This window comes from Kiritimatiellia bacterium, from assembly GCA_025054615.1.
In the GTDB taxonomy this organism is placed as follows: domain Bacteria; phylum Verrucomicrobiota; class Kiritimatiellia; order CAIVKH01; family CAIVKH01; genus JANWZO01.
Map to the genome: position 1 here is coordinate 77992 of JANWZO010000007.1, position 11672 is coordinate 89663.

Genomic DNA, 11672 nt, shown 5'->3' on the forward strand with positions numbered 1-11672 from the left:
TAGCCTTCGCGGATCACGCGAGTATCTCGCAACGATCGCACGAGTCAAGAGACCTGAGCCCGATCCGAACCGCGTCCGGATGAGACAGGACGGACCCTGAATCGCGGGGATGTGCGCTGGGGCGGGCGTTCAAGACATAGCGCGCTGAGGGGTTGACCGACTGTTCATCGGTGGTCCGATCCGTTGAACCAATCTCCGAAAATGAGATCGAACTTTGCGCGCACGATGTAGGTTGGCTTGAAACTGTGTTCCCGCTCCCAATCAATGCCCGGCTCCACCTCAAAAAAAAGCCAGTCGCGATGAACGCGTCGCTTGAATGAGATTCGGGCGCTGTAAGTTTCGACATGTGCTTCCGGCTCCAAAGGTCCATTTGCGCCGAAGGACACGCCCAGCGCTCGACTTCCGCCCAAATATCGGAACATTTGCAGCGTGGATCCGCCTTGGACGCCATCGCTCGACTCCGACCATAACACGCTGGTGCTCAATCGGCGCAGGAAAACCCCTTTCCGACATTGCTCGAGGGCTAAAGTAGTCCGTTCGCCGAACCCTTCGTCGCCTTCCCAAAAGAATTTTTGCGTGAGCTTCAGCTCGAACTCACCCTCCGTGCGGGACAGCCGCCCCCGCAGGCCGAAGCGCGGCTGGGGCTCCGGCTTGAATTTTAGGCCCGTTTCGCCTGCCATCTTGAATTTCCAGATGGGCGGCAGATCGACTTCTAGGTTTGCGGTCGGTTGCTCGTCGCCGCGGAGTCCAACATCGCGCTGGCGCACGATTTCAGGGGTCAAATCGGTTTCGTCATAATCCGAATCGAAAATTAGTTTGATCCGCTTCGAGACTCGCGGGAGCTCGATTCTGGCCCGGAGTTTGAGACCGACCGACAGGCCTTGGGAATCTTGTGCCTCAATCGTGGGGGTAAGGATGATCCGGGACCCTCGGATGTCGAACTCCTCCCGTCCCGTTCGCAACAGAGGCGGCTGCTGGGGACTGCTTTGTTCTGGCTGATCCGCCGGTTTGAGGCGGTCGCTCAGCCAGCTGTCCAGATTGTCGCCCCATTCAATCACATATCGACTAGCGGCTCCGTGTAGCACATCGATATGTCGTGTGAGCGTTGCGTGATCCCGAGCAGGTAAGTGGGCCGGCCGTTCATAGGACCATGACGGCTGCGAAGACGTCACTACTAGTCCCGCTGCCACGATTGCTCGCAGACGTTTCACGGCCGGCATCTTCGGGGATCGATTTCGCGATTCAAGCTCTGAGGATTGAGTTTCGGACCAAATCTATTAGGCTGGCGAAATGCGTTTAGGGGCCCAAAGTGCGATCCTGCCGGCTTACTGCATCGGAGCCGGAGCCCTTCTTTGGGAGATGAACGAGCGGGCGCGGGCGACGATATGTTTTCAAGAGATTGTCGATAAATTCAATCGGCGCGGAATCGTGCAGAACTTCCTTGCTCTTCTACGCGCAGCCGAAGATCACCTTCGATCCCTCGGGAATATCCGAGTGCCATGAGCGAGCCTTTCGACCTCCCGCTTGCCTCTTGGTATCGGGGGGAAATGCCTTCCAAGTTAGCAGTGCGGGAGCCGCGGCCTCGCGCCCGCGCATTCCCGTATACGGAGCGGCATTTGCAGTGCGTCTGGTATGACCCCTCGCTTCGCCCGGTGGCGCTGATGACCCACGAGGGCGAGGCCGTGGAGGTTGAATTCCCGGGAGAATGGAATCTCGAAGCGGGCCCGGATTTTCTCGGAGCGGCGCTGCGTGTCGGCCCCGGTCGGCGGCGGATCGTTGGTGATGTCGAAGTCCACATTCACGCCCGCGATTGGGTGGCACATCACCATCATGATGACCCTCGCTATCGTTCTGTCGTGGCTCACGTGACCTATTTTCCCGGGACGCTGCCGGCCTCGGAACTTCCGCCGGGTGCGATTCAGGTGGCATTGCGACCCGCGCTGGCCGCTCGATGTGATTTTTCATTCGAGGCAATTGACCTCGCGGCATATCCTTACGCCTCACGCTCGCCGGAACCTCCGTGTCGAGTGGAACTCCGGTCCTGGAATCCGGATCAGAAGCAACTGGTGTTAGAGGCCGCCGGCCAGGAGCGTTTTCGTCAAAAAGCGCATCGGCTTGCATGTCGGATCGAGGAGGCCGGCCTCGACCAGACCCTCTACGAAGAAACGCTGGCCGCTTTCGGATATAAGCACAACAAGGCGCCCTTTCGGGCCCTTGCAGCCCGCGTGCCGCTGGCGGAACTTCGCGAGCGCTGTGGGGGCGACCCGCTCGCGGCGCAAGCGATCCTCATGGGGGTTGCCGGGTTGCTGCCCGAGAAAATTTCGGGCGGATGGGATGACGAAACAAGGCGTTATGTCCGCCAATTGTGGGACATCTGGTTTCGTCACCGGGATCGTTGGGCAAATGATACCGATGTGAAATTGGCGTGGCGAACCGCCGGAATTCGGCCGGCAAACCACCCGGTTCGCCGAATCGCAGCGGCCGCGTCGCTCTTCGGATCGCGGAATCAGTCATGGATCCAATCGCTCGCTCAATCGGAAAAAGATCCGGACCACGCTGCGGAGGCAGCGTCACGTTGGCTTAAGTCCGCATCGGATCCTTATTGGGATCGACGGATGGGGTGGGGGCGTCCTCCGCTTATGCGGCCTTGCGCTTTGGTGGGACCGGACCGGATTAAGCTTTTCGTGGCGAATGTTTGGGTGCCCCTGCTCCTTGCGCGCGGCTCAACGGATGTCGCCAAAGCGCTGCTCGAGGGGCTGGAGCCGGAACAGGACCATCAGATCATCCGTCAAACGGCCCATTACCTGTTTGGCCCGAATCACCCGAGGTCCTGGTATTCCACGGCCTGCCGGCGTCAGGGCCTGATTCAGGTCTTTCAAGATTTTTGCCTGAACGATCGCTCGCGTTGCGAAGCATGCGCGTTTCCTTCGCTGCTGCGAGTTTGGCGGGAACAGGTTCAATCGGCTCAATCTCGCGACGGTTGATTCGCTCAGCGTGTGTGGGGGACCCGGACAAACTGAGACGGTTCAAATCCGAGTTCACGGAGTCGCTCTTTAAGGCGCGCCTCGAGAGTTGGCGTCAGTTCGGGACTCCGCGCCAAAATCCACACGTATTTTCGGTCGCGCGTCGTTACGGCCGCTGCCTGATACTCTTCATCGAGGAACACAATGTAGGTCGCGAATACGAAGGGCCAGAAAAACCGGACCCGCCACTCGGCCTGAGTTTGGCGGTTGTGCACAAAAGCGATCGATCGATAAACTTTCCTAGGTCCATCGGGCGCACCTTTGTTGAACGAATACACGGTTGGAATACGGCCCTTCTCATCAAGTCGATAGCTTTCCACGGCGTTATGGGCGCCCTTCTCAAACGGCGTGAACCGACCCTCAAGGACATACCAATCCCCCATGAAACGGGGCAGATCTACATAGGACACAGTAGGAGGCGGATCTAGGGTTGAGCATCCGCAGAGCGTCAGCGCGAGAAAGGCGATGGTCCACCGAACCGGCACGTCATAAGGATACGCTGCGATGATGAGCCTTCAAGTTTCTAGCGGCAGCCCGCCGCCTGCTGGCAAGCATGCGGGCTTTTCTTTCCGACAAGGAGGTGGCATAACCGCGACGTGCTCGACGATGCCGACACATCGCTGGCGATCATCGCGGGAAAAGGCGTTTATCCGCTTGAACTCGCGCGATCGGCGCGCGCGCAGGGCGTGCGCCGGATTTTCGTCGCCGCCTTCAAAGGCGAGACCGACCGGGCCATCCATCGACTGGCCGATGAGGTGAAGTGGCTTCATGTCGGCCAGCTCGGCGCCCTGTTGGAGACACTAAAAGGCAGCGGCATCCGCCGCGCCGTCATGGTGGGGCAGATTACGCCCACACTCTTGTTCCGTGCCCGACCGGACGGTGCCATGCTCAACCTGCTCGGCCGGCTTCGGCAGCGAAATGCGGAAACCATCTTCGGAGCGGTGGCCGAGGAGTTGAAGGCGATCGGGATCGACCTGCTTCCGGCAAGCCGATATATGGAAGCCGCCATGCCCAAACCGGGCATGATTGGCACGCGCCCCCTGACAGCCCGTGAAGAGTCTGACATTGCCCTTGGCTTTAGAGTGGCCAAGACGATCAGCGGCCTCGATATCGGCCAAACGGTGGTGGTGAAGGAGGGGACCATCCTCGCGGTGGAGGCATTCGAGGGCACGGATGCAGCGATTCGACGGGCGGGCAAGCTCGGCGGACCGGGATCCGTCGTGGTGAAAGTCGCCAAGCGGGGTCATGACATGAGGTTTGATCTGCCCGTGATCGGCACGAAGACCTTCAAATCCCTCCGGCGCGCCCGGGCTAGCGCTCTGGCGGTCGAAGCGGGCCGCGCGATTCTGCTCGAGCGCGATCGCCTCGTGGAGGAGGCCGATCGGCTCGGGATCGCCTTCGTTGCCGTGGCGGGGGAGGACCAGGGCTCATGACCAGTGCTCGCCCCATCCGAGTCGGTGTGGTCGGGGTAGGCAGCCTCGGGCAGCACCATGCGCGGATTTACGCCTCGATGGAGGGCGTGTCGCTGGTCGGCGTCTACGATGCGAATCCGGAGCGGTCAAAGGAGGTGGCCGACCGTTGCGGCACGCGTTTTTTCGGCACGCTCGAGGAACTGGCCGCGTCGGTCGAGGCCGCCAGCGTGGCTGTGCCCACGCACCTGCATCATGCCGTGGCCTCCACTCTCCTCAACGCGGGCGTGCACCTGCTTGTGGAGAAACCCATCGCGGCCACAACCGAGGAGGCTGAGGATCTCGTCCGCCTCGCCCAGGAGAAGAAGGTGATTTTGCAGGTGGGGCATGTCGAGCGGTTCAACCCGGTGTTCGCCTTCCTCGAGCAACGGGCCCGTATGCCACGCTTCATCGAAGCCCATCGGCTTGCGCCGTTCCCGCCGCCGCGAGAGGGGGCCCAGCCCCGCGGAACCGAGGTGAACGTGGTACTGGACCTCATGATTCACGATTTGGAAATCATTTTGCACCTGGTCGGATCGCCGGTTCGCGAAATTCGTGCGGTCGGCGTTCCGGTCCTGAGTGACAGCGAGGACATCGCAAATGTGCGCCTCCAGTTCGAGAATTCCTGTATCGCGAATGTCACAGCGAGCCGGATCAGTCCTGAGAGGATGCGCAAGATCCGCGTATTTACCCAGGACGCCTATTTTTCCCTAGATTATCAGAATCAGGCGGGTGAGCTGTTTCGAAAGGTCGGAAACCGAATTGAACGCGAGGAAGTGCCGATTGAGAAGGGGGAGCCGCTCGCGCTCGAGCTTCGCGCCTTCATGGACTGTGTTCGCCGTCGGGATCGGCCAATCGTCAGCGGAGAACATGCCGCGGAGGCCCTGAAATTGGCCGTCCAGATCACGCGGACCATGCGGCAAGGTCCCTCTTGAGCCCAATCCCCTCCAATCCTCCATCCCTGCTCCTCGTGGCCGGCGAACCTTCCGGCGATCTCCACGCCTCGCGCCTTGTCTCGGCCCTGTTACGCCGGCGTCCCGACCTCCGGATTTGGGGCATCGGCGGCGACGCTCTTCGCGCCACCGGCATGGAGATTCTTGTCGATGCCCGCGAAATGGCGGTTTTGGGCCTTTGGGAAGTGCTGAAGCGCTATCCCTTTTTCAGGCGCGTCTTCCGCCAGGTTCGTGAGGCGGCAGCGGCGCGCAGGCCCAATCTGGCGATCTTGGTTGATTATCCCGGCTTCAACCTTCGACTGGCTGAGGCGCTCAAGGCGATGGACATCCGCATCGTCTACTATATCTGTCCCCAGGTATGGGCCTGGCATCGGTCACGGATACATCGGCTGGCCCACCTTGTCGACCGGCTGCTGGTCATCTTTCCTTTTGAGGTCGACGAATTTTCAGGAACAGGTCTTCGGGTCGACTATGTGGGTCATCCCTTGGTCGACGAGGCAGCGCAGGCGTGGACCGATCCGGGCGAACCCATCCCTTGGCCGGGTTCGCCCCGCATCGCCCTGTTGCCAGGCAGCCGGATTCAGGAGATCGAACGCATCCTGCCCGTGATGTGGCGCGCGGCCGGAATCTTGCAGCGGGATTATCCGGAAGCCGGTTTTGTGCTGGCCGCGCCGACGATCGAATTGGCCGAGCGCGCGCACGCCATCGCGAGCGCAGCGGGCGGCGGTCCTCTGCGCTACGCGGTAGTCCACGGGCGGACACGACGGGCTCTGGCGGAGGCGACAGCGGCCTGGGTGAAATCCGGCACTGCCACCGTCGAAGCCGCTTTGATGAATTGTCCGATGTGCATCGTGTACAAGACCTCGCCTCTGACCTACGCTGCGGGGCGGCTTTTGATTCGGGTGCCCCACCTTGGCATGGTCAATCTCATCCTGGGTCGAGAAGCCTTTCCGGAGTTCATTCAGGGCGCGGCGCGGCCCGAGTGGCTTGCGCGGGGACTCGCCCCGTTGTTGTCGGACACTCCGGAACGAAGAGCCGCCCTCGCTGCGTTGGAGGAGGTGCGAAACGCCCTGGGACCTGGCGGCGCGGCGGATCGTGCGGCGGAGGCCGTCCTTGAAGAGCTTGCGCGTCAGTAGCGGTACACGCTGCCGCCGATAAATTCACGCAGCAGCGAATCCCGCGGTACAACCGAATCGTCCTCCACTGCGACGATCCCGCTGAGCAACTCATAAATTCGTTTGGCTCGGATGTAGGCGTCCTGTCGTTTGGGCTCGTCCCGGAATTTTTCCATGGCCAGCGGGAAATAATGGAACAGCTTCGCCTTGAGAATCGGGATTTCGTAGGGGAGGGCGCTGTTGACGAGATAGTCCACCGTGCCGATGAACGGGATGATGTGCTTGAGTTCGCTGCGTCGCACGTAATGCCAGTGGGCGATGGTCTCCAGCGGCTGTAGATTCCGGTGCCAACTGTCGCGAATCATTCGGCGCATGAGCCGGTTGTCGGCCCAGCGCATAAAATTGCCCTGCATGTCGCGGAGTTGGCCGAGCGTTTCGATGTACATTCGGAATTTTTTGTGCGCGGGGATGGAGGCTGTCATCGCGTCATACAGGCCGTGCAGGCTGTCGATCAGCAGGAGCTGATTGGGTTTGAGCGACATTTCGTGCACGTCCAGCGTGCGCTTGCCGGTCTTGAAGTCGTAGTGGGGCGTTCGGATGGTCCGCCCCTCCAACAGGGCGAACAGATGCTGATTGATCAGCGACAGGTCCAGCGCCTGCGGCGTTTCATAGTCGTAATCCCCGAATTCGTCGCGGGGATGCATCTCCAGGTCGAAAAAGTAGTTGTCGATGTTAATCGCGACGAGTTCGATCCCGGCCGCGCTGAGCGCCTCGCTCAGTTTGATCGTGGTGGTCGTTTTTCCGGACGAAGAGGGCCCCGCGATGATGACAATCCGGACGTCGGGCAGGTGCTCGAGGATCAGCTTCGCGCCGGCAGCGACTTCGTCGCGATACCGCGCATCGCAATCGCGAATCAGCTCCGGAAATTTTCCTCCCGCGATGATTTCATTGAGGCCATCCACGGTCTCGCAACCGTGGTCCATGTTCCAGCGAAGCACCTCATAAATTTTTTTGTAGGGGATGTTGTCAGTCGCCTCGATCCGATTTTCGCGGCCCGCTCGGAGCTGCGCCCGCTGATGCCGATAGAGGATATACGCTTTTGCCGTCTTGACGTGGCCGTTACGGATCAGCACCTCCTCGACGATATCCTGGATTTCTTCAACCGTCGGCATGGAGTGGGCTCCGTACACCTCGACCAGCCGACGTTCCACATCGAGGGCCAGCTCCTCCGCGAGCCGGCGGTCAGTCCCGCCGACTGCCGCAGCGGCCTTGAAGATGGCCGTAGCAATTCGGTCCCGATCATAGGCGACGATGTTGCCGTCGCGTTTGACGATTCGCTCGATAGGGCATTTCGGCTCTGTCATGTCGGCGCCTTCAGGTTGTGCGCAAGACTATTGCATGATTCGCGCCGAAGCAATCGGACGAAGGGGGATCGGAACGGGAAAAAGAGGAAGCCCTCCGGAGCGAGGGCGTCCCGGCGAGTTTATACGGGGCTCTCCTTCTGGCCCTGAGCCTCGGACAGCCGAACCGAAACAATTTTTGAGACGCCCTGCTGCTCCATCGTTACACCGTACAAAGTCCCAGCGGCGGCAATCGTCTGACGGTTGTGCGTGATGACAATGAACTGGGAGCGGTCGAGAAAGCCCTGCAGGGTTTTGACAAAGCGCCCGATGTTGGCGTCGTCGAGAGCGGCGTCCAATTCGTCGAGCACGCAAAATGGGCTTGGCTTCACGAGATACAGCGCGAAGAGAAGCGCAACGGCCGTCATTGTCCGTTCGCCGCCAGAGAGCAACGAAACGGATTGTAATTTCTTCCCCGGCGGGCGGGCGATGATTTCGATCCCAGATTCGAGGATGTCGCCCTCGTCGACCAGCACCAGCTTGGCGGACCCCCCGCCGAAGAGTTGGACGAACATTCGCTGGAAATTTTCGTTCACCTTCGCAAAGGTCTCGGAAAACAGCTCGGTGGTGGTCTTGTTGATCTGCCGGATCATGTCCATGAGCTGGTTCTTTGACGCGGTGAGATCCGCGTGCTGGGCGGTCAAAAAGCCGTAGCGCTCTTCAAGCTCCCGGTGCTCCTCGATTGCGACGAGGTTGACCGGCCCCATGGCCTCGAGCTTGGCTTTCAGCTCGGCGACTCGATTTTCCAAGGTTTCTCGATCGGGCCGCTGGTCGTCTTCCCATGCCGGCTCCGGTGCTGAGAGGACCTCCGCCTCGGTAACCCGATAGTCGGCGATCGCGCGTTCGAGCAGGTTCTGGCGCCGCATCCGCTGCTGCGCCAGTTCCACCTCGCACCCGGCGCGACGGGTTCGAATTTCGTCGAGGAGCGACCGTTTCTCGCGGAGGGCGGCCTCGACCCGAGCGATCTCGCTTAGGAGCCCCTCTCGTTCGTCTCGGGCCATTTCCGCTTCGGCAGCAAGTCGGTCCGCCTCCTCTTCCAGGGCGGGAATCCTCGATTCCGTGGCGCTTCGAGAGCGGGCGAGCTCTTCGAGACGAGCCTGGGTCGTCACCAGCCCTCGCGAGCGCTCTTCGATGAGGGCGTCCAATTCGCGAACACGCGCGACGGCCTGCGCGCACGCATCGGCAAGGCTTTGCGCCAACTGGCGTGCTTCGGCGAAGCGGATTCGTCGCTCGGCCGCCTCCGCCGTGCAGGCGGCTCGGTTATGTTCGGCCGCCCGAACCTCTTCCGCCTGTGCTGCGATTGCGGCGCGGAGCTCCTCCTGCCTCGCTCGGATCCGCTCCAGCTCCGCAACCAGAGCCGACCGCCGTTCGTCACCCGCGCGGGTTTGTTCTTCCATTGCCTGTAGTTCCCACGCAACGGTGTCGGCGCGATCGCGGGCCTGGCAGAATTCCCGCTCGATCACATGAAGTTCGCCCTCGGCCGTATTCAGGATCCGGCGCCGCTCGTCCAGGTCTCTCCGCGCATCGCGCAGGGCCTCGTCCAGTCGGCCGGATTCGCCTTCAAGAGCCCGCGCGGCGGCCTCGTGGGCTTGAATGTCGGCGCGCAACTGATCGAGCTCCGTGCGCCGTTGCTGGATGAGCTGCCTTCGGGTCAGGGGATTCGAGCCCGCATCGTCCCGGCGCCATAATTCGGACGTCCCGTTCGGATTGATGAGCGCACCTGAGGGCGTCACCCACGCCAGCCCGGCCGGGCGGTCCGGCGGGATGTCGGCAAGCGAAGGGACCACGCAGACGTGGCCCAAAATGCATTCCAGCGCAGGACGCAGATAATCCGGACAGCGGATTCGATCCAGCAGCCGCACTCGGCCCTCGGGGGGTGGGTACGCGGGCCGGGCCGAGGTCGAGAGCAGGCGGGCGGCGCCAGCGGACCGACTCTCAAGCGCCTTCAGAATCTCGATGGCCGCCAAATCTCCGTCCACGAGGATGGCATCAAGCCAGGGACGCAGTGCGGCCTCGAGCGCGTGCTGCCATTCTGCGTCGATTTGGATGAGCTCGGCCAGCGCCCCAAGAACTCGGGTGCGATCGACACCCAGGCTCTCATCCCCGGTTAGGAGCCGTCGGCCGCCCGATGCGAAACCCTCGTGCTGGCGCTCACTTGCCTCCATCAACTCGATTTGTGCCTCCCTCGCGGCGGCCTGCGAGCGGAGGGCCGACAGCTTCGCCTCGAGATTCGCGGCAGCTTCCGACCGGTTTCGCTGCTGCTCCTCCAGGATCGCTAGATGTTCACCAGCGCGGTCGACATCGGCTCGAAGTTCGGCAATCTTCGATTGGATGTCTTTCCGGCGTTGCTCGAACATCTCCACTGCGCGCAGGGCTTCGGCCTGTTCGGCGGCAAGCCGCTCCCGACGGAGCACATTAGCCCGCTCGGCATGTTCGAGGCGGGTCAGTTCGTTTTGCGAATGAGCTGCACGGGACTCGAGGTCGAGCTGTTCCGACCGGAGGCGGTCCAGCGCTCGGGATAAATCTCCGGCGCGGCGTTCAGCTTCCGCGACCCGCGCCGCCTGTTCGGCCATTTCGCGTTCGGCCGCATCGCGCTCGGCCTCTGCGCGCTCAAGGCGGGCTTTTAGCTCCTCGAGCGACTGTGCATGCTGTGCCCTGCGGGCGCGAGCCTCATCGGCGTCACGGGTATCCCGCTCGGATAACTCGAGCAACTCGGCCCGGCGTTCGTCGAAGTGCTGAATGAGCGCCCGCGCGCGGTCCAGCTCGGCCCTAACGGCCATGGCCGACTCGGTCGTTTCGTTCAACCCGCGTTCGATGTCCTCGCAGCGGCCACGCAGTGAGTCCAGATCCGACTCTGCGCGCGAAATGTCGGTCCGCACCGCCTCTTCCTGTTCAGACATGGAGGCGAGCCGTGATTCCAAGGTTCGAATTTGCTCATCGAGTGTGGCGAGCCGCTCCCTCGTGACAAAGAGGTCCAGGGTGCGCAGTTGCGCCTGGAGCTCCTGGTAGCGTTGCGCCTTGCCCGCCTGACGCTGGAGGGAGATGATTTGTCGTTTGACCTCCCGGATAACGTCATCCAGCCGGAGAAGGTTGGCCTCGGTCTGCTCCAGTTTGCGCAGCGCCTCTTTCTTGTCCGCCTTGAATTTTGTGATGCCGCTGGCCTCTTCAAACACGGCCCGACGGTCTTCCGGATGCGAGCTGAGGACGCGGTCAATTTTGCCCTGCTCCATGAGGGAGTAGGAGTTGGTGCCGATACCGGTGTCCATGAAGAGCCGCTGAATATCCTTCAGGCGGCAGGGCGTTTTGTTGATGAAATATTGTCCCTCGCCGTTGCGGAATACGCGGCGAGTGATCGTGATTTCATGGTACTCCGTGCCGAGGATCTTCTCGCAATCAGCGAGCGTCAGGCTTACTTCCGCCATGCCGAGTGGCTTGTGGGAGTCCGTGCCGTTGAAAATCACATCCTCCATCTTGGAGCCGCGCAGCGCCTTGGCGCTCTGCTCACCGAGTACCCAACGAATAGCATCTGCAACGTTGCTTTTCCCGCACCCGTTGGGTCCGACGATCGCGGTGATGCCGGGTTCGAATTCGAGCTTCGTTTTTTCCGCAAAACTTTTGAAGCCAATCAGTTCAAGCGATTTCAGGTACACAACCGACAAACCTCCAAACCGCCGTCTGCCGCGGCAGATTGAGTTGGCGCGTCAACCGGCCTGATTTGATCTGTTCATTGACA

General features: G+C 61.4%; 8 protein-coding genes. 4 read left to right on the plus strand and 4 right to left on the minus strand.

The features are described 5' to 3' along the window. Positions 1 to 164 precede the first annotated feature (164 nt). Positions 165 to 1211, minus strand: a complete 1047-nt coding sequence (locus NZ740_04995; GenBank protein MCS6771365.1) for a hypothetical protein — start codon at positions 1209 to 1211, stop codon at positions 165 to 167. A gap of 288 nt (positions 1212 to 1499) precedes the next feature. Between NZ740_04995 and NZ740_05000 the strand changes: the two genes are divergently transcribed. Further along, positions 1500 to 2984: a DUF2851 family protein gene (locus NZ740_05000; GenBank protein ID MCS6771366.1), complete on the plus strand. Its 1485-nt coding sequence runs from the start codon at positions 1500 to 1502 to the stop codon at positions 2982 to 2984. 5 nt (positions 2985 to 2989) lie between these two features. On the opposite strand, the gene NZ740_05005 is transcribed toward NZ740_05000, so the two are convergent. Continuing rightward, the gene (locus NZ740_05005) at positions 2990 to 3508 is read right to left on the minus strand and encodes a lipocalin family protein (protein ID MCS6771367.1); all 519 of its coding nucleotides are present in this window, start codon (positions 3506 to 3508) and stop codon (positions 2990 to 2992) included. 111 nt (positions 3509 to 3619) lie between these two features. Between NZ740_05005 and lpxI the strand changes: the two genes are divergently transcribed. The 3 genes from lpxI to lpxB are packed head-to-tail and all read left to right on the plus strand — an operon-like array spanning position 3620 to position 6560. Further along, positions 3620 to 4456: a UDP-2,3-diacylglucosamine diphosphatase LpxI gene (gene lpxI, locus NZ740_05010; GenBank protein MCS6771368.1), complete on the plus strand. Its 837-nt coding sequence runs from the start codon at positions 3620 to 3622 to the stop codon at positions 4454 to 4456. After that, entirely contained in the window at positions 4453 to 5406 is a 954-nt protein-coding gene (locus tag NZ740_05015; protein MCS6771369.1) for a Gfo/Idh/MocA family oxidoreductase, read from the plus strand. The genes lpxI and NZ740_05015 overlap by 4 nt, the downstream gene beginning before the upstream one ends. Further along, positions 5403 to 6560: a lipid-A-disaccharide synthase gene (lpxB, locus tag NZ740_05020; protein ID MCS6771370.1), complete on the plus strand. Its 1158-nt coding sequence runs from the start codon at positions 5403 to 5405 to the stop codon at positions 6558 to 6560. Before NZ740_05015 ends, lpxB begins: the two co-directional genes overlap by 4 nt. On the opposite strand, the gene NZ740_05025 is transcribed toward lpxB, so the two are convergent. Both NZ740_05025 and smc read right to left on the minus strand, forming a co-directional pair. Next, positions 6554 to 7903: an ATP cone domain-containing protein gene (locus NZ740_05025; GenBank protein ID MCS6771371.1), complete on the minus strand. Its 1350-nt coding sequence runs from the start codon at positions 7901 to 7903 to the stop codon at positions 6554 to 6556. The genes lpxB and NZ740_05025 overlap by 7 nt on opposite strands. A gap of 119 nt (positions 7904 to 8022) precedes the next feature. Further along, positions 8023 to 11589, minus strand: coding sequence for a chromosome segregation protein SMC (smc, locus tag NZ740_05030; protein ID MCS6771372.1), 3567 nt, complete (start codon positions 11587 to 11589; stop codon positions 8023 to 8025). Positions 11590 to 11672 lie beyond the last annotated feature (83 nt).

Coding starts and splice junctions, on each gene's coding strand:
- NZ740_05000 (MCS6771366.1), top strand. CDS start 1,500: ATGAGCGAGCCTTTCGACCTCCCGCTTGCCTCTTGGTATCGGGGGGAA.
- NZ740_05015 (MCS6771369.1), top strand. CDS start 4,453: ATGACCAGTGCTCGCCCCATCCGAGTCGGTGTGGTCGGGGTAGGCAGC.
- NZ740_05025 (MCS6771371.1), bottom strand. CDS start 7,903: ATGACAGAGCCGAAATGCCCTATCGAGCGAATCGTCAAACGCGACGGC.